The organism is Streptomyces sp. NPDC059455 (assembly GCF_042750115.1).
Taxonomy (GTDB): Bacteria; Actinomycetota; Actinomycetes; order Streptomycetales; family Streptomycetaceae; genus Streptomyces; species Streptomyces endocoffeicus.
Genome location: NZ_JBHYVB010000096.1, coordinates 23,722 through 40,640 on the forward strand (window position 1 = coordinate 23,722; position 16,919 = coordinate 40,640).

16 protein-coding genes are annotated in these 16,919 nt (G+C 71.4%); 10 read left to right on the forward strand and 6 right to left on the reverse strand.

What is annotated here, in order from left to right; translation table 11 throughout:
* Positions 1–92: 92 nt before the first annotated feature.
* Entirely contained in the window at positions 93–1,127 is a 1,035-nt protein-coding gene (locus ACFXB5_RS29760) for a lactonase family protein (RefSeq protein WP_385213335.1), read from the reverse strand.
* 155 nt (positions 1,128–1,282) lie between these two features.
* Between ACFXB5_RS29760 and ACFXB5_RS29765 the strand changes: the two genes are divergently transcribed.
* Positions 1,283–1,963, forward strand: a complete 681-nt coding sequence (locus ACFXB5_RS29765; protein ID WP_385213338.1) for an HAD family hydrolase — start codon at positions 1,283–1,285, stop codon at positions 1,961–1,963.
* Positions 1,964–2,079: 116 nt separating this feature from the next.
* Positions 2,080–3,021, forward strand: coding sequence for a D-alanyl-D-alanine carboxypeptidase family protein (locus ACFXB5_RS29770; RefSeq protein WP_201857757.1), 942 nt, complete (start codon positions 2,080–2,082; stop codon positions 3,019–3,021).
* Positions 3,022–3,092: 71 nt separating this feature from the next.
* Here ACFXB5_RS29770 and ACFXB5_RS29775 read toward each other — a convergent pair whose 3' ends face one another.
* Positions 3,093–4,517 (reverse strand): DUF1996 domain-containing protein, encoded by a 1,425-nt coding sequence (locus ACFXB5_RS29775; RefSeq protein ID WP_385213360.1) that lies wholly within the window; start codon positions 4,515–4,517, stop codon positions 3,093–3,095.
* 360 nt (positions 4,518–4,877) lie between these two features.
* Here ACFXB5_RS29775 and dacB point away from each other — a divergent pair, with 360 nt between their 5' ends.
* A complete protein-coding gene (dacB, locus tag ACFXB5_RS29780) occupies positions 4,878–6,191 on the forward strand; it encodes a D-alanyl-D-alanine carboxypeptidase/D-alanyl-D-alanine-endopeptidase (protein WP_385213340.1) in 1,314 nt (437 codons plus the stop codon).
* Between the two features lie 30 nt (positions 6,192–6,221).
* Here dacB and ACFXB5_RS29785 read toward each other — a convergent pair whose 3' ends face one another.
* Positions 6,222–6,962: an SDR family NAD(P)-dependent oxidoreductase gene (locus ACFXB5_RS29785; RefSeq protein WP_385213342.1), complete on the reverse strand. Its 741-nt coding sequence runs from the start codon at positions 6,960–6,962 to the stop codon at positions 6,222–6,224.
* Between the two features lie 182 nt (positions 6,963–7,144).
* Here ACFXB5_RS29785 and ACFXB5_RS29790 point away from each other — a divergent pair, with 182 nt between their 5' ends.
* Entirely contained in the window at positions 7,145–7,777 is a 633-nt protein-coding gene (locus ACFXB5_RS29790; protein ID WP_385213345.1) for a TetR/AcrR family transcriptional regulator, read from the forward strand.
* A gap of 28 nt (positions 7,778–7,805) precedes the next feature.
* Here the strand turns inward: ACFXB5_RS29790 and ACFXB5_RS29795 are convergent, their stop codons facing one another.
* On the reverse strand, positions 7,806–8,465 hold the full coding sequence (locus ACFXB5_RS29795; RefSeq protein ID WP_385213348.1) for a response regulator: 660 nt from the start codon (positions 8,463–8,465) through the stop codon (positions 7,806–7,808).
* Entirely contained in the window at positions 8,438–9,700 is a 1,263-nt protein-coding gene (locus ACFXB5_RS29800; RefSeq protein WP_385213362.1) for a sensor histidine kinase, read from the reverse strand. Before ACFXB5_RS29800 ends, ACFXB5_RS29795 begins: the two co-directional genes overlap by 28 nt.
* Before the next feature lie 203 nt (positions 9,701–9,903).
* On the opposite strand from ACFXB5_RS29800, the gene ACFXB5_RS29805 reads away from it, so the two are divergent.
* Positions 9,904–10,641, forward strand: coding sequence for an ABC transporter ATP-binding protein (locus tag ACFXB5_RS29805; RefSeq protein WP_385213350.1), 738 nt, complete (start codon positions 9,904–9,906; stop codon positions 10,639–10,641).
* Complete coding sequence (locus ACFXB5_RS29810; RefSeq protein WP_385213352.1) at positions 10,635–13,115, forward strand: FtsX-like permease family protein; 2,481 nt, start codon at positions 10,635–10,637, stop codon at positions 13,113–13,115. The genes ACFXB5_RS29805 and ACFXB5_RS29810 overlap by 7 nt, the downstream gene beginning before the upstream one ends.
* Before the next feature lie 68 nt (positions 13,116–13,183).
* On the opposite strand, the gene ACFXB5_RS29815 is transcribed toward ACFXB5_RS29810, so the two are convergent.
* Positions 13,184–13,603, reverse strand: coding sequence for a YjbQ family protein (locus ACFXB5_RS29815; RefSeq protein WP_201857765.1), 420 nt, complete (start codon positions 13,601–13,603; stop codon positions 13,184–13,186).
* A 101-nt stretch (positions 13,604–13,704) separates the two neighbouring features.
* Here ACFXB5_RS29815 and ACFXB5_RS29820 point away from each other — a divergent pair, with 101 nt between their 5' ends.
* The 4 genes from ACFXB5_RS29820 to ACFXB5_RS29835 all read left to right on the forward strand — a co-directional run bounded on the left by ACFXB5_RS29820 (position 13,705) and on the right by ACFXB5_RS29835 (position 16,694).
* Positions 13,705–13,788 carry a putative leader peptide gene (locus ACFXB5_RS29820; protein WP_350203233.1) on the forward strand — a complete coding sequence of 28 codons (84 nt, stop codon included), beginning with the start codon at positions 13,705–13,707 and terminating at the stop codon, positions 13,786–13,788.
* A 126-nt stretch (positions 13,789–13,914) separates the two neighbouring features.
* Entirely contained in the window at positions 13,915–14,724 is an 810-nt protein-coding gene (locus tag ACFXB5_RS29825; protein ID WP_201857766.1) for an ABC transporter permease, read from the forward strand.
* Positions 14,697–15,494, forward strand: a complete 798-nt coding sequence (locus ACFXB5_RS29830) for an ABC transporter ATP-binding protein (protein WP_385213354.1) — start codon at positions 14,697–14,699, stop codon at positions 15,492–15,494. Before ACFXB5_RS29825 ends, ACFXB5_RS29830 begins: the two co-directional genes overlap by 28 nt.
* Before the next feature lie 165 nt (positions 15,495–15,659).
* Positions 15,660–16,694 carry an ABC transporter substrate-binding protein gene (locus tag ACFXB5_RS29835; RefSeq protein WP_385213357.1) on the forward strand — a complete coding sequence of 345 codons (1,035 nt, stop codon included), beginning with the start codon at positions 15,660–15,662 and terminating at the stop codon, positions 16,692–16,694.
* Positions 16,695–16,919 lie beyond the last annotated feature (225 nt).

Sequence of the window (16,919 nt, forward strand, 5' to 3'; positions counted from 1 at the left end):
GGGGGGGGGGGGGGGGGGGGGGGGCGCCCCACGCGCGGGGCGGGGGCGGCCCCCACCCCCCCCCCCCCCCACTCGCATGAACCCGACGAACGTCACCCGAAGACCACACAGGACGCCGCCGTGGCCGGAACCGAACCCCCACGACGCGGCACCCCGCTCGACGGATCGATGTCGAACCAGGTGACATCGCCCGAGCGCTCATTGGACACATAGAGCCGTCGTCCCGACGGGCCGAGCGTCAGATCGCGCGGCCAGTGGCCGCCGCAGGGCGTGGTGGTGACCAGCTCCATGCGGTCGCCCGACGCATCGAGGGCGAGTGTCGCGATGCTGTCGTGACCACGGTTCGCGGCCCATACGAAGCGGCCGTCCCCGGAGACCACGACCTCGGCGGGATAGGTCTCGACATCCGTGCCCTCGGGCACCACACGGGTCTCGTCCAGCGGTTCCAGAACGCCGGACGCCGCGTCCCAACGGCAGGCCGTGATCGTCGGGTCGAGCTCGTTGATGACATACACGCGGTCGCCCCGTGGATGGAACGCCAGATGGCGCGGACCGCTCCCCGGACGCAGCCGGACCTCCCGATGCGGACGCGGCCCGGGCAGCGCGTACACCCGCACCGCGTCGATCCCCAGGTCCACGGCGAGCAGCCAGCCGCCCGACGGATCGGCCGCCACGGCATGAGCGTGCGGCCCCCGCTGCCGCTCCGGATGCGGCCCACTGCCCTCGTGCCGCAGCACGGCCACCGGTTCCCCGAGCCGGCCGTCCTCCAGCACCGGCAGCGCGGTGACACTGCCGGACCCGTAGTTGGCCGTCAGCAGCTGCCCACCGGCCAGCGCCAGATGAGTAGGCGCCGCACCGAGCACCGACACAGCCTCCCCGGCCAACGAGGGCGGATCCTGCCCGACGTCCAGGGCGGCGGCCGCCCCATCATCGGTCTCACTCACCGCGTACAGCACACGCCCACCGGGTGCGACCGCCAGATAGGACGGATTGACGACCACATCCGTAGAGTTCCGGATCCGCAGCGCCCCCGTCTCATCATCGACATCGGCCACGGTGACCCCGGCCCCACCCGCCGACGTAAACGACCCGATATACGCCCGCCACCCACTCCCTGTCGCACCCACCGCACTACCCTTCCGCCGACTCCGGTTCGGTATCCGCTCGGGGCCGACGCTAACAGAGCGGTCTAGACCAACACGCCGTCACACGGGCCCTCGCCGGGCACGGCGTACACGGAGTTCCGGCGATAGCGCGAGCGAACTCTTGGCATGCTGTCCCCATGAGCACCATGCCCGCCGTGATCTTCGACCTGGACGGCACGCTAGTGGACAGCGAGCCCCTCTACTACAAGGCGGGGAGGCGGACCCTTGAGCGGTATGGGGTCGCCGGCTTCAGTTGGGAGGAGCACACGCAGTTCATCGGGATCGGGACCCGCCAGACGCTGGAGACGCTGCGTGAGCGGTACCGCATCGAGGCGCCCGTGGAGGAACTGCTCGCCGTCAAGAACCGGCATTATCTGGAGCTGGCGGCCACGGCCGAGATCTTTCCCGAGATGCGGGCCTTCGTGGAGCGGCTGAGGGCCGCCGGGCATCCGCTGATCGTGGCCTCCGGCTCGTCCCGTTCCGCGATCGAGACCGCGCTCAAGGCCACCGGGCTGGAGGCGCTGCTGCCCGGCTATGTGTCCGCGGAGGACGTGGGCCGTGGCAAGCCGGAGCCGGATGTGTTCCTGGCCGCGGCGCGGCTGCTGGCCGTCGGTCCGGGGCAGTGTGTGGTGGTCGAGGACGCCGGTCCCGGGGTGGAGGCGGCGCGGCGGGCCGGGATGCGGTGTATCGCCGTTCCGTACGTGGGCGGGCCGTCCCCGGACGGGGAGCTGTTCGCCTCCGCGGGGCTGCTCTTCCGGGGCGGACAGCCGGAGTTCGACGCCCGGCGGGCCTATGAGTGGGTCACCGGCGGTAGTTGATGGCCCCCACGACTGGTTGTGGTCGGCACCCCGGACCGCGGCCACCATCCCTCCAGTGAGACGATGCGCGAATGCCCGGACATTCACCGGCATGTCGTAGGAGAGACGGAGGGCGTATGGAAAGACGTGGGGGCAAGGCGATCCGCCGCTGGGGGACGGCGGTCATCGCCTCGGCGGCGGCCTTGACGGTCGCCGTGCCGGCGAGCACCGCTCAGGCCACCGAGGCCGCGCGCGGGCCGTCGGGGGTCAGTGCCAAGGGCGCGTATCTGCTGGACAACGGCACCAACAAGCAGTTGTGGGCCAAGGCGGCGGACACCAAGCGGCCGATGGCGAGCACCACGAAGCTGATGACGGCGATGGTGGTGCTCGACAGCCGGGGGCTGAATCTCAACAAGAAGGTCTCCGTCAAGCAGTCGTACATCGACTACACCGCGCGCGTCGGTGGCAGCAAGGCGGACCTGCAGAAGGGGGACAAGCTCACCGTCAAGCAGCTGGTGTACGGCCTGCTGCTGCCGTCCGGCTGCGATGCGGCCATGGCGCTCGCCGACACGTTCGGCACGGGTGACACCACCGCCAAGCGCACCAAGTCGTTCATCGCGCAGATGAACAAGAAGGCGTCCGCGCTGGGGATGACCAGGACCCACTACGACACCTTCGACGGCATCTCGGAGGGGGGACAGAACTACACCACGCCGCGCGACATGGCCAAGCTGGCCAGGCACGCGCTGCGCAACGCCACCCTCGGCACGGTCGTGAAGTCCGTCGACACCATCCAGAAGGCCCCGGCCGCCAACGGCAGGACCAGGACGTACTACTGGAACAACACCAACCGGCTGCTGGGCTCGTACAGCGGCACGATCGGCATCAAGACGGGCACCGGTACGGCGCCCGGCAGGTGCCTGGTCTTCGCCGCGAAGCGTGACGGACGCACCGTCGTGGGCGTGATCCTCAACGCGCCCAAGCGCTACCCGGACGCGAAGAAGATGCTCGACTGGGCCTTCCGGGCCCAGACCAAGGTGACGTGGCGGCAGCTGCCCAAGGGCACGCCCCAGGACTGAACCACATATGGCCGGTGCCCCGGCCGGATCTGAAGTCCGGCCGGGGCACCGGGCCTTGCGGGCAGCGGCTGTCAGCCGCACTTGCGCCCGGTGTTGATGCACTTCACGGCCTTCTTCATCAGCGAGTCGGACATCACGTTGATGAAGTCACCGTGGTCGGTCACCGGCTTGTGCAGTTGCTCGGGGAAGCTGTCGACCGCGAAGAGCGAGCCGGGTGAGACCTTGTAGGTGATCCGCTGGATCAGCTGCGGGATGGCCTTGAACCCCTTGGCGCACCCGCCCTTGGCGTCCGCGAACGCCACATGGGTGCGGTGGTTCGCGCTGTCGGCGTTCTTGCCGTCCCAGCAGCTCTGGAACTTGAACGTACGGACCACCTTGCTGCCCTTCGGGCAGAGCGGGTACTTGTCCTTCAGCTGCCGGTTCTCGAAGCCGGTGCAGCTCCAGGAGGCGTTGGCGTTGGCCGTGCCGTTGGTGAAGGCCTTGGCGTCGCCGGTGATGATGCGCAGGAACTTGGGCATCGCCACGACCTTGGACACCGCGCTGCCGCGGAAGGTGATCGACGCGGTGGCCGGCCGCAGGATCTTCCCGATGTTGCCCTCGGTGCCGCCGCCGGGCGCGTCGGCGTCGACCTCCTTCGTCCCGTCCTGTTGCCGCAGGACTGGCCAGTAGTGGGTGGAGCGGTCGCCATTGGTGCAGGTGGTCCCGGCGGCGGCGAGGCCTTCGTTGGTGGAGAAGGCGTCGGTGTCGCGGTTGCCGACGTAGTCGTGCATGTGGTGGGCGCCGTTGGACACACCGGGGGCGACGATCACGTTGTCCGAGTTGAAGTGCTTGTTCTCATTGCGTCCGCAGCGCGAGGAGAAGGTGCCACGGGAGGCGTTGCCCCGTGTGCGGGGGTTCTTGACGTTCGGCTTCACCTTGCGGATGTCCACGAAGTCCGCCCGCACCGGGCCGGACTGCGCCTGGCCGCCCGCGGCCGGGGCGGCGGGGGCGGCCGTTCCCGCGGCGGGGGTGGCACCCGCCGCCGCGGCGGCCGGTGCGGCGGCGGGGTTGGGCGCTTCCTGCACGGTGCAGGACGCCATCGTGTCCAGGCCGGACGGGCGGCTCCCCACCCGGCCGATCTCGTTCCCGATGCGGTTCAGCGCGCCACGCCGCTGGGCGGTCAGCGGCTCCAGCACCCGGGTGCGCACCCAGTCCTGGTCGGCGCCGGGGCCGCGCGCGGCCAACTGCTTGTAGGCGTCGGCCACCTGGCTGTCCATCGTCGCCAGTTCCTTGTCCACGGTGGGCCGCGCCTGCTGCGGCACACTCGCCAGCCGGGTCGCGGCATCCGGGCACTTGACGGTCATCGCCGTACGCGCCGACGCCTGCTGCCCGGCCGACTGGCGGGCGGCGGAAGCATCGTTGTCGGTCATCAGGAGAGCCCCGCCGCCCACGGCCAGTGCGGTCACTCCGACCACGGTCAGCCCGATGACCCTGGATCGCTTGTGTCTCTTCCTCATCATTCGCCCCTCATCGGCAGTCTTCATACGCCGGGGACGCGTTGCCCTCGGCCACGTCGGAGCGCGCTCCCCCACCCGTCCCGGAGTGGAGGGCACAGCCCGACGACGGTGGATACGGACGGCGAGGCGATCGTTCTCAACGGTGGTCGCAACATCTCGTAAATAGCCGGAGGAGTCGGTGCACTGGTGCATCTCCTTAGTGGCTTCACCACATGTCCACGGACCCACGGGACGAAGGTGATCAGCTACGGCTAAGGTGAGTGCTTCGTTTCACCACCCCCCAATGTCCCTCTACGCGCCCCGGAGCCCCCCATGTCCAGCGCGGCCTCGTCCAACGGGCGTCATCGCAAAGCCAAACCCATGAGCCTCGCCGTGCGCCGCGCGTTCATCATCGCGGCCGTCCCGGTCACGGGCGCGCTGCTGTCCGCTCCGTCCGCGCTCGCCGCCGACAAGAGCACCAAGACCACCACGACGGCCCAGTCCGTGGCCGCCGACGGGCTGGCTGCCACCGAGGGGCTGGACCCCGCCGAGCAGCGGATCGCGGAGAACCTCAACACCCGCGCGCAGAACCCGAATCTCGGCGACACCTTCAGCGGCATCGTGCTGGATTCCGCGTCCGACAAGGTCATCTGGGGGCATGACGCCGACACCGCGCTGATGCCCGCGTCCAACGCCAAACTGGCCACCGCCACGGCGGCGCTGACCGTGCTCGGCCCCGAGCACCGGTTCACCACCAAGGTGGTCTACGGCGGCGGCACGCTCACCCTCATCGGTGGCGGCGACCGCATGCTGACCACCGCCGATCTCACCGAGCTCGCCAAGACGGCCGCCGCCGGCGTGAAGCTCGGGGGCCTGGACTCGGTGAAGGTCCGCATCGACGACAGCCTCTTCCCCGAGCCGACCCTCGCCACCGGCTGGAACGACTCCTACTACGACGACCAGGTGTCGCCGGTGCGCTCCCTGGTGGTGGACGGCAAGCTGTCCGCGGACACCTCCATCGACGCGGGGAAGGTCTTCGCCAAGCAACTCGCCGACCAGGGCGTCACCGTCGACGGCGAGGTCACCCGCGGCACGGCCTCGGCGACGGACGTCCCGGTGGGACAGCACCTGTCCCCCACACTGTCCGAGACGATCAAGAAGATGCTCAAGAAGAGCGACAACGACATCGCCGAGACGGTGCTGCGCATGACCGCGCTCGGCGCCGGCAGGCCCGCCACCTACGAGGACGGCACGGCCGTGGTGCGGGACGTCCTCAGCCGCCGCTACGGGGTCTCGATGGCCAACTTCGAGATCCACGACGGCAGTGGGCTCTCCCGCGCGGACCGCATCCCGGCGCGGACCGTGGCGGACATCCTCGACCTGCTCACCGACCCGCGCTACAGCGGCCTGCTGCGCTCCATCGACGAGGGCCTGCCCGTGGCGGGCGAGGCGGGCAGTACCCTGGGCCCCGAGTGGGGCCGCTTCGACACCCAGGACTCGCAGTGCGCCGTCGGCCAGGTCAAGGCCAAGACGGGCACGCTGACCGGCGCCATCGCGCTCAGCGGGCTGACGAAGGCGGAGGACGGCCGGTGGAAGGTCTTCTCCTTCATCGAGAACCAGTCCTCCGCCGACCCGGCCGCCACCAAGGACACCCTCGACGGCCTCGCCGCCACGGTCAACGGCTGCTGGGCGTAGCCGCGCAGGCCGAGTCCCCGGCTCCGCGGGTCACCCGGCGGTGGCCCGCGCGGCCGGGGGCTCGGGGTGGAACTGCTCGACGCGGTCGCGCTTGGTGTACATGTCCCAGTAGTGCTCGGCGAGGTCGTCCGGGTCGGCGACCGGGAAGTTCGCGAGCGCTTCGGCGTCGGCCGAGGCCAGGGCGGCCGACTCCGCGATCTCGCTGCGCTCGATCAGGGCCCCGATGGTGAGGGTGCCCGCGTAGACGCCGGTGTCGGCGAGTTCACCGTTGAGCGAGTACAGGTAGTTGCGGGCGGCGGCCATCACCGGGCCCACGCCGCTGAGGTGGGGTATCGGCTGCGCCGCCGAGTAGCCGTGTGTCAGCAGGAAGGCGCCGTCGCCGCGCTCGGTCCACTCCGGCAGCACGGCGCGGACCACCTCCACCGGGGTGAGCAGGAGCAGCGGGATCAGACTCTCCAGGGTGGCCGCATCCAGCCGAGTGGCGGCGGTGAACCCCTGGTCACCGCTGATCGGCCCGTATTCGATGGCGTCGATCCGGCCGAAGCGGTCGCGGATGGCCGCGACCAGGGCGGGCACCTCGGCGGGGATCGACAGATCGGCGGAGAAGGCGGCCGCCTCGACGCCTTCACCGGCGAGCCGCTCGACGAGCGCGTCCAGGCGGTCCTTGCGGCGCGCCACCAGGGCGACCCGGAAGCCTTCACGCCCGAACCGGCGGGCCACGGACACACCGAGACCGGTACCGGCCCCGAAGACGGCGATCACTTTGGACATGAGGGCTCTCCTTTTGGATCAGTGATGAATCTGCTTTGGAGCAGCTTTGGAGCAGCTAACTTGACCAGCGGGTCAACTTATGTCGTCGACGGTAACATGGAACTTGACCGCAGGGTCAAGTTAGTCCCGCGGGAGGATGCGACCATGGGGGACGCCACGCCAGGACCAGGAGGAACGACCGGATGCGGGCCGACGCGCAACGAAACGCGGAGAAGCTGCGGGCAGCCGCCGCCGAGCTGTTCCAGGAACACGGCCTCCACGTACCGCTGAAGGAGATCGCCCGGCGGGCCGGAGTGAGCCACGGAACGCTCTACAACCTCTTCGGCACCCGCGAGGCGCTCATCGACGAGGTGGTGACCGACCTGGCGGCCGAACGCCTCGAGGAGATCGCCGAGCGGGCCCTGTCCTGCGAGGACGCCTGGGAGGGGTTCGCGCACTACATCGAGGGGCTCTGCCGGATACAGGCCGTCGATCCGGCGGTCGGCGATGTGGTCGGGGGCCGCTACCCGGGCGCCGAACGCCTCATGGCCGTCTGCGGCCGGACGCTGGACGCCGCCAAGCGCATTATCGAGCGAGCGCAGGACGCGGGTGCGCTACGCCCCGACTTCACCACCGAGGACCTGGTGTTCGTCCTCGGCTCCAACTCGGTGCTGGCCCGAGCCACCCCCCGCACGGCCCCTGACGCCTGGCGCCGCAATATCGCCTTCCTCCTCGACGGACTGCGCACCGAGGCCGCCCGACGGCCACTTCCCGTGGGCCCGCTCACCCCGGATCAGGTCTACGAGGTGATGGAGAACCTCACCGGCCGGCGATAGCCGGGCCGACCTGCCTGGAGCCTCCAGGTCACGCCCGCAGGTAGGCGAGGACCGCGAGCACCCTGCGATGTGTCTCCTCCGCCGGAGGAAGGTCCAGCTTGGTGAGGATGCTGCCGATGTGCTTGCCCACGGCCGCCTCGGACACGACCAGTGCACGGGCGATGGCACCGTTCGACTTGCCCTCCGCGATCAGCCCCAGCACCTCCCGCTCCCGCGCGGTGAGCCGCTCCAGCGGATCGCGGCGTCGGCGCAGCAGTTGGCGTACCACCTCGGGGTCGACGACGGTGCCACCGTCGGCGACCTCGCACAGGGCGGCCACGAAGTCCGCCACCTGCCCGACCCGGTCCTTCAGCAAGTAGCCGACGCCCGTGCCGTCACCGGAGTCCAGCAGTTCCGAGGCGTACGTCCGCTGCACGTACTGGCTGAGGACCAGGACGGGCAGCGTGGGCCGTGTCTCGCGCAGCCGCACCGCCGCGTGCAGGCCCTCGTCCTGGAACCCCGGGGGCATCCGCACATCCGTCAGGACGATGTCGGGAGCGTGTTCCTCGACCGCGGCGAGCAGTGCGGGGGCGTCGCCGACGGCCGCGACGACGTCGTGGCCGCAGCGGCCGAGCAGGCCGATGAGCCCCTCCCGCAGCAGCACACTGTCCTCGGCCAGTACTACGCGGAGCGGTCGGTCCGTACGCAAGGAATCTCCACACGCAACAGGGTCGGTCCGCCCGGCGGGCTGGACAGGGAGATTCTGCCATCCAGTGCCGAAACCCGGTCCGCGAGTCCGGTCAGGCCGGTTCCGGCGCCGGTGTCCGCACCGCCCCGGCCATTGTCGCGCACCTGGAGGAACAGCCGTCCGTCCCGGTGTTCTCCGCTCACCTCCGCGCGGCTCGCCCCGCTGTGCCTGGCGACGTTGGTGAGGGCCTCGCGGACGACGAAGTACGCGGCGGCCTCGACCGCTTGGGGCAGCCGTCCGGACAGGGCCAGCTCCACGTCCACGGGGATCGCGGAGCGGTCCGCGGCGTCGGCGACGGCCGCGGGGAGGCCGTGGTCCGAAAGGACCTTGGGGTGGATGCCGCGGATGAGTTCACGCAGCTCCGCGAGCACCTGGTCCGCCTCCTCATGGGCCTTCGCGAGCTGATCGGCGACCGGCCCGGGAGGGGCGTCCAGGCGAGCCAGGCCGAGCGTCATCGTCAGTCCCACCAGCCGCTGCTGCGCCCCGTCGTGCAGATCGCGCTCGATGCGCCGCCGTTCCGCCTCGAAGGCGTCCACCAGCCGGAGCCGGGAACGGGTCAACTCGACGACCCTCATGCCCAGTTCGGCCCCGTACGGAGCGATCAGCAGCCGCGTCAGTCCGGCCCGGGCACCGGCCACCACCCCCAGGGCATAGGCGCCCAGCATCAGGAGCACCACACCGAGGACGGCGATGCCGAACGCGGCCGGCCAGGTGGTGACCGTCCACTGCTTGAGCACCTTGGTCTCCTGGCCCCCGCCGACCGTGGCCATCAGCAGTGGGGTCGCGGCCATGGACAGCGGGCAGAGCAGGGCAACGGCGACGACGAGCGCGTCGACCGGCCACAGCAGCACCGCGAACAGCAGGGCATGGCCCAGCTCCCGCCACGTCGCCCGCTCCCTCATGCGCGTGGTCAGCCAGGCCCGGAGGCCAGGGGCGAGGGGCGACCGGTGCGGGTCGAGGGCGGGGTCCGCGTCGATCAGGCGCATCCGGTGGCGCTCCACCCAGGCCACCGGGATTCCGGCGAGGGCCGCGAGGACGAGCAGCGGGATCCCCACCAGCACGAGGGCGAGAACGGCTCCGGCCGCCGCCGTGGCCGCGATCACCACGAGCGCGACGGCACCGGTCACGGCTCCGGTGAGCAGGTATCCGGCGGAGCGCCACGGCCACGACGACAGCAGGAAGCCCGGTCCGGACATGGCGTGCCACACGTTCCGCGGGTGCATGGAGCTCACCGTAGAAGGCCCCGCGCCGCCGGTGCCATCGGGCCAGGGAGTCCTTCGGGGGTATGCCTGGCCCTACCCCAGGTCTCGCCCCTGCCGTACTGCGGCGCGGTGCCCCCACGCGGTTTTGTGAGGTCACCGAAGAGAAGAGCCACGGCGACACCACGGGGTGGAGACAGATGAACAACGACGTGATCCAGTTGCGTTCCGTCAGCAGACGCTACGGTTCCGGCGACGGGGCGGTGACGGCGCTCGACGACGTCTCGCTGTCGTTCCCCAGGGGATCGTTCACCGCCGTCATGGGCCCCTCGGGGTCCGGCAAGTCGACGCTGTTGCAGTGTGCCGCGGGGCTGGACCGCCCCACATCGGGGTCGGTCACCGTGGCCGGGACCGAGCTGACGAAGCTGAGCGAGACCAGGCTGACCCTGCTGCGCCGCCGGCGCGTCGGGTTCGTGTTCCAAGCGTTCAACCTGCTGCCGTCCCTGACCGCGGAGCAGAATGTGACGCTGCCCCTGCGCCTCGCCGGCCACCGCCCCGCCAAGGCCCGGGTGCGTGAGGTGCTCCAGCAGGTCGGGCTCGGCGAGCGGGCGCGGCACCGGCCGGCGGAGCTGTCCGGCGGTCAGCAGCAGCGCGTCGCCCTGGCCCGCGCCCTGATCACCCGGCCCGATGTGCTCTTCGGCGACGAACCGACCGGCGCCCTCGACTCGCGGACCGGCCGTGAGGTGCTGACGTTGCTGCGTGGCATGGTCGACGGCGGGGGCCAGACGATCGTCATGGTCACCCATGACCCGGTGGCCGCCTCCCGCGCCGACCGTGTGCTCTTCCTCGTCGACGGGCGGGTGAGCGGCGAGTTGTCCGGGGCCGGGGCCGACACCATCGCCGCGCACATGGCCACGTTGGAGGCCGTGCCGTGCTGAGCGTCGCCCTGCGCACCCTGCGCACTCGCTGGGCCACCTTCACCGGCAGCTTCGTCGCCCTCGCGCTGGGCGTCGCGCTGACCGCGGTGATGGGCCTGGCGCTTGCCTCGTCCCTGGACGCGCCCGGCCGCGGACCCGAGCGGTTCGCCGCCGCGCCGGTCGTGGTCAGGGGAGCCGACGCCCTGCGGGTGGACACCTCGGCCGGTGTCCAGGTCCAGCGGCTCGCGCATCCGCGCGCCGTGCCCGCCGGGACCGTCGCGAGGCTGCGGAGGCTCGGCGCCGTCGTCGCGGACCGGTCGTTCGCCGTACGGGCGCGGGGCGGGCCGGACGGCCTGGTGGGGCACCCCTGGTCCACCGCCGCCTTCGCCCCGTACCGGATCGACGCGGGACGCCCGCCCCGCGCGGCCGACGAGGTCGTGGTCAGCGGGGACTGGACGAGGCCGGGGAAACGCGTACGGACCGACCGCGGCACCGTGCGGGTCGTCGGAACCGTCGCGGGGCGCGGCTTCGAGGACGCCGTGTTCTACACCGACGCGCGCGCCGCCCGGCTGTCACCGATCAGCGTCCAACTCGTCGTGGACGCCGACCCGGCGGCCGTACGCGAGGCGGTTCGCGGCAGCGACGGCGGCGTCCGGGTCCTCACCGGGCAGGGACGCCGCCACGCCGACCCCGACCCGGACCGGGACCGCGAGGCCCTCGCGGCGATGAACGCGATGTTCGGCACGGCCGGGGGCGTCGCCGCCTTCGTGTCGGTGTTCGTGGTGGCCTCCACCTTCGCGTTCGCGGTCGCCCAGCGGCGCCGGGAGTTCGGGCTGCTGCGCGTGGCGGGGGCGACCCCGGGCCAGATCCGCCGGATGGTCTTCGCCGAGGCGCTGGTGGTGGGTGTGCTCGCCTCGGCCACAGGTTGTCTGCTCGGCGCGTACGGTGCGCCACGGCTGGCCGGCCGGGTGGTCGACGGTGGTCTCGCACCGCGTTGGTTCACCATCGGCGACCACGTCTGGCCGTACCATCTGGCCTTCTGGACGGGGCTGTGCGTCGCGCTGTGCGGTGCGACGGCCGCGTCCTGGCGGGCGGGCCGCACCGGCCCCGCCCAGGCACTGCGCGAGGCGTCCGCGGACAGCGGGACGGGCGGGACGATGACCTGGGGCCGATGGCTGTCCGGCCTGGCCCTGCTGGTGACCGCCGCCGTGACACTGTGTCTGGCCCTGCTCACGGACCCGGGCGACCTGCTGCACCGGAAGACCTATGTGAGCCGGCCGATGCTGCTGATCAGCGCGGTCGCGCTGCTCGCACCGGTGGCGGTGCGCCCGCTGACCCGGCTGATCGCCTGGCTCCCGGCCCGGCTGCCCGGTGCCGGCGGCATGCTGGTGCGGGAGAACGCCGCCGCCGGGGTGCGCCGCACGGCCGCGATCGCGGCGCCCGTACTGGTCACGGTCGCCCTCGCCGGTTCGCTCCTGGGCGCCACCGCGACGCTGAACCGGGCGCGGGCCGCCGAGACCCGCCAGCGGACGGCCGCCGACTTCGTCATCACCCCGGCCGGGGACGCGGGCTTCGATACGGCGGCGCTGCGCGGGCTGCGCGATGTGCCCGGTGTCGAGGTGTCCACGACCTCGTCGAGCGCCGTGTACGTCCTGGAGGACGGCGGGTCGCTCGTCAAGTCCGACGCCCGCGCCGCCGCCCCGGGCCCGCTCGCCGCCACGTCCCGACTGCCGATCGAGGCCGGGAAGGCCGGCGATCTCGACGACGGCTCGATCATCGTCAATGGCGAGTGGCAACGGCACACCGTGGGCGAGCAGGTGCGGGTGTGGCTCGGCGACGGCACGGAGAGGTCGCTGCGGATCGCCGCGGTGATGGCCACCGGCACCGGCGACAACGGCGTCTACGTCACCCCGCGCAACGCCCCGGGCGCGACCGTGGACCGGGTCGACATCGCCCTCGCGCGCGGCACCGACGCGGACGCCGCGGCCACCGGGCTGCGTGCGGCGGTGCGCACCACCGGCGGCCACGTCTTCGGCCACGTCCTCACCAAGGACCAATGGGTGAAGGCGAGTTACCCCGAGACCAACCGCACGACCCGGCTCGGCTTCCTGCTGGTCCTCGGCATCGCCCTCCTCTACACGGGCATCTCCGTGGCCAACACCATGGTGATGGCGACCGCCGACCGCGTCCGCGACCTGGCCGTGCTGCGCCTGGCCGGAGCCACCACCTGGCAGGTGCTGCGACTGGTGGGCGCCGAGGCGCTGACGGTGGTCGCGGTCGGCGCGGTCCTGGGCCTCCTGGTCACCGGGCTCAACCTGGCGGGCATGTGGAGCGCCCTGGCCCTGCTGTCGGTGCGGACCACGATCGACGTCCCCTGGACGGCCATCGGCGCGGCCGTGGCCGCCTGCGCGGTACTCGCCGTGGTGTCGTCGGTCGCCCCCGCCGCGTTCGCCCTGCGCCACCGGGCGGTGGCACTGGCGGGCCTGCGGGAGTGACCACGTCGGCCCAGCAGGCGTCAACTCACGTCCCCGCGTCAACCCACGTCAGCCCGCGTCGGCTCACGTCAGCCCAGGAAGCTCAGCCGCACCTGGCGGTCGGGGTTGTCCCGGTTGGTGTCGACCAGGCACACCGACTGCCAGGTGCCCAGCGCCAGCCTGCCGCCGATGACCGGGATGGTGGCGTGCGGGGGTACGAACGCGGGGAGGACGTGGTCGCGGCCGTGGCCGGGGCTGCCGTGGCGGTGGCGCCAGCGGTCGTCGGCGGGGAGGAGGTCGCGGAGGGCGGAGAGCAGATCGGTGTCGCTGCCGGCACCCGTCTCCAGGATGGCGATCCCGGCCGTGGCATGCGGGACGAAGACGTTGAGCAGGCCGTCGCCGCCGTCCGCCACCTCGCGCAGATACGCCTCGCAGTCGGCGGTGAGGTCGGCGACGGTCTCGGTGGATCCGGTGGTGACGCTGATGGTGTGGGTACGGAATGTGCTCATGGAACCATCCTGATACGCCGTCGCGTAAAACTCCCGCAACAAAGGTCCGAGGGGCAAGACACCGTTGACCGGTTCCGGACGTCCTCGCTAGCTTCGAGGGCATGTCTACGTCAGCCCTGCTCACCACGCGCGGTCATATCGACCTGCTGCGGGTGGCGTCCGCCGCGTGTCCCGGCCTCCGCTGACCTTTCCCTCCCTCACCTCTCCGCCCCTCGCCTCGGTCCCGTTCCGCCGTACCGTGCTGATCGTCGTGTCATACGGCGGGTACGGGCCGGTACGGGCGTCGAGACGTACCCCTTTGTGGAGCCCCCATGTCCCCGGTTCTCGAACCGGTCGTGCCGCTCTCCGCGCGCCGCCGCACCGTGCCGCGATGGCTGCGCCGTACGACCGGACCCCTTCTGCTGCTGGTGCTCTGGCAGGTGTCCAGCGCCACCGGTGTACTGCCCTCCGACACCCTCGCCTCCCCCGGCACCATCGCCGATACCGCCTCCGGCCTGGTCAAGGACGGCACCCTCCCGCACGCCATGCTGGTGTCCGTACAGCGGGTGCTGATCGGGCTGGCGCTCGGCGGTGTCATCGGCGTCTCGCTCGCGCTGGTCTCCGGGCTCTCCCGGCTCGGTGAGGATCTCGTCGACGCGAGTGTGCAGATGCTGCGCAGCATCCCCTGGGTGGGCATGATCCCGCTGTTCATCATCTGGATGGGCATCGGCGAGGCCCCGAAGATCGCGCTCATCGCGCTGGGCGTCACCTTCCACCTCTATCTGAACGTCTACGCGGGCATCCGCGGCGTGGACGCCCAGCTCATCGAGGCCGGGAACTCGCTCGGGCTCGGCCGCTGGGGGCTGATCCGCCATGTGGTGCTGCCCGGGGCGCTCCCCGGCGCGATGACCGGGCTGCGCTACTCCCTCGCCACCGCCTGGCTGGCGCTGGTCTTCGGCGAGACCATCAACGCCGACGACGGGATCGGCTTTCTGCTCAACCGCGCACGGGAGTTCTTCCAGACCGATGTGATCGTGGTCTGCCTGATCGTCTACGCCGCCCTCGGCCTGCTCGCCGATTTCATCGTCCGCACTCTGGAGAGGCTGCTGCTGCAATGGCGACCGAACTTCACCGGCAAGTGAACTCCTTGGAGAAGGGGTTGGGGCAGGAGAAGGAGGGCGAGAGCGGCGGTGCCGCGGTGCGGGTGCGCTCGCTGACCCGCTCGTTCGACGGCCGCGCGGTCATCGACAACCTCCAACTCGACATCGCGGCAGGCGAGTTCGTGGCGCTGCTCGGCCGCAGCGGCTGCGGCAAGTCCACGCTGCTGCGGGTGCTCGCCGGGCTGGACCGGGAGATCGAGGGCGAGGTGCTGGTGCCGCGCCGCAAGGCCGTCGCCTTCCAGGCGCCCCGGCTGATGCCCTGGAAGCGGGTCTGGCGCAATGTGCTGCTCGGGCTGGACGGCCGCCCCGGGCGGGCCGTGGCCGAGCAAGCGCTGAACGAGGTCGGTCTCGGCCATCGCGTCGACGCCTGGCCCAAGACCCTCTCCGGCGGTGAGGCCCAGCGCGCGTCGCTCGCCCGTGCGCTGGTGCGCGAGCCCGATCTGCTGCTGCTGGACGAGCCATTCGGCGCGCTGGACGCGCTCACCCGGATCACCGCCCAGCAGTTGGTGGCCGAGCTGTGGCAGCGGCGCGGCTGTGCGGTGCTGCTGGTCACGCATGACGTGGAGGAGGCACTGCTGCTCGCCGACCGCGTCCTGGTGATGGACGGGGGCGTGATCGCGCATCAGGTCCGGGTGGACCGGGACCGGCCGCGCGACATCGCCGATCCGCTCCTCGCCGAGCTGCGCACCGAGCTCCTGGACCGGCTGGGTGTGAAGGCGCCCGAACCGGCCGCCGTCCACAAGGTCGCCTGACGGGCGCTTGGTCCCACCCGAACCGCCAGGTCCAGCGCGAATCGCCCAGCGCATTCCGAATTCCCCCAGAGTTCCTGCACCTCCCGTACCTCCCATATTTTCCGTACCTCCCATATTTTCCGTACCTCCCGTATTTCCCGTACCTCCCGAACGGACCCCGCTGACATGAGACGGCGTATCGTCCCCGCCCTGTCCCTCCCCCTCGCCCTGCTGCTGTCCGCCTGCGTCAGCTCGCACGCACAGAACAACTCCGGCTCCTCCGGCAACACCGACGGCAAGGGCGATGTGACCCTCAATGTCGGTGACCAGAAGGGCAATGACGAGTCGGTGCTGCGCGCCGCCGGGCAGCTCAAGAACCTCCCCTACAAGATCAAGTGGTCGACGTTCACCTCCGGCCCGCCGATCCTGGAGGCCGTGAGCGCCAAGGCCGTGGACATCGGCGGGGTCGGCAACACCCCGCCGGTCTTCGCCGCGGCCGCCAAGTCCCGCATCAAGGTCGTGGCCGCCAAGCACGGCACGTCCGACGGGGAGACGATCCTGGTCAAGAAGGGGTCGCCGCTGAAGCGGACGGCCGACCTCAAGGGCAAGTCGGTGGCGGTCGCACAGGGCAGCTCGGCCCACTACCAACTGGTCGCCTCGCTCGCCAAGGCCGGGCTCTCGATCAAGGACGTCAAGGTCAGCTTCCTGCAGCCCGCCGATGCCCTGGCCGCCTTCACCCGCGGCAAGGTGGACGCCTGGGCCGTCTGGGACCCGTACACCTCCCAGGCGCTGCGCCAGTCGGACGCACGGGTCCTCACCACGGGCCGGGGGGTGGTCAACGGCCTCAACTTCCAGGTGGCCAGCCCCTCCTCCCTCGAGGACGAGAAGAAGGTCAAGGTCATCAAGGACTATCTCGGGCGGCTGCGCCGGGCCCAGGACTGGGTCTACAAGCACCCCGAGGCGTGGGCCAAGGTGTGGGGCAAGGAGACCGGGCTGCCGTACCAGGTGGCGCTGGACTCGGTGAAGCGGACCAACGGCACCCGGGTATGCGTCGCCGTCGACAAGCCCGCCGTCGCCTCGGAGCAGGAGATCGCGGACACCTTCGCGAAGCTGAAGCTCACCCCGCGCCGCTATCAGTTCGCCGACTATGTCGACACCCGCTTCAACGGCGATCTGCCGCCCTCCACCTCCGCCCCGCGCACCTACGGAAAGGGATCCTGAAGACGCCCCTTTTCGGAAGCGCCGCATCGGGTAAGCGCGTGGAAACCGTCAGCCGCGCGATACACACCCGATGAAACGAGGTGAGCGTCATGCACACCGCCACGGCCCAGGGGGCGGGCCCGAACGGCGGGGCCGGGCGGGGGGGCCCGGGGTGGCGGCCCCCGCCCCGCCCGCCCCGCCCGCCCAACACCCCCCCCCGTGGGGGGGGGCGGGGGGGCGGGCGCC

What these genes read in the sequence shown, in the direction of transcription:
- ACFXB5_RS29785 (WP_385213342.1), bottom strand. Translation starts at nt 6,962, where the DNA reads ATGTCCAAAGTGATCGCCGTCTTCGGGGCCGGTACCGGTCTCGGTGTG.
- ACFXB5_RS29830 (WP_385213354.1), top strand. Translation starts at nt 14,697, where the DNA reads ATGGCGACCGAACTTCACCGGCAAGTGAACTCCTTGGAGAAGGGGTTG.
- ACFXB5_RS29775 (WP_385213360.1), bottom strand. Translation starts at nt 4,517, where the DNA reads ATGAGGAAGAGACACAAGCGATCCAGGGTCATCGGGCTGACCGTGGTC.
- ACFXB5_RS29790 (WP_385213345.1), top strand. Translation starts at nt 7,145, where the DNA reads ATGCGGGCCGACGCGCAACGAAACGCGGAGAAGCTGCGGGCAGCCGCC.
- ACFXB5_RS29770 (WP_201857757.1), top strand. Translation starts at nt 2,080, where the DNA reads ATGGAAAGACGTGGGGGCAAGGCGATCCGCCGCTGGGGGACGGCGGTC.
- ACFXB5_RS29805 (WP_385213350.1), top strand. Translation starts at nt 9,904, where the DNA reads ATGAACAACGACGTGATCCAGTTGCGTTCCGTCAGCAGACGCTACGGT.
- ACFXB5_RS29800 (WP_385213362.1), bottom strand. Translation starts at nt 9,700, where the DNA reads ATGTCCGGACCGGGCTTCCTGCTGTCGTCGTGGCCGTGGCGCTCCGCC.
- ACFXB5_RS29835 (WP_385213357.1), top strand. Translation starts at nt 15,660, where the DNA reads ATGAGACGGCGTATCGTCCCCGCCCTGTCCCTCCCCCTCGCCCTGCTG.
- ACFXB5_RS29825 (WP_201857766.1), top strand. Translation starts at nt 13,915, where the DNA reads ATGTCCCCGGTTCTCGAACCGGTCGTGCCGCTCTCCGCGCGCCGCCGC.
- ACFXB5_RS29765 (WP_385213338.1), top strand. Translation starts at nt 1,283, where the DNA reads ATGAGCACCATGCCCGCCGTGATCTTCGACCTGGACGGCACGCTAGTG.
- dacB (WP_385213340.1), top strand. Translation starts at nt 4,878, where the DNA reads ATGAGCCTCGCCGTGCGCCGCGCGTTCATCATCGCGGCCGTCCCGGTC.
- ACFXB5_RS29815 (WP_201857765.1), bottom strand. Translation starts at nt 13,603, where the DNA reads ATGAGCACATTCCGTACCCACACCATCAGCGTCACCACCGGATCCACC.
- ACFXB5_RS29820 (WP_350203233.1), top strand. Translation starts at nt 13,705, where the DNA reads ATGTCTACGTCAGCCCTGCTCACCACGCGCGGTCATATCGACCTGCTG.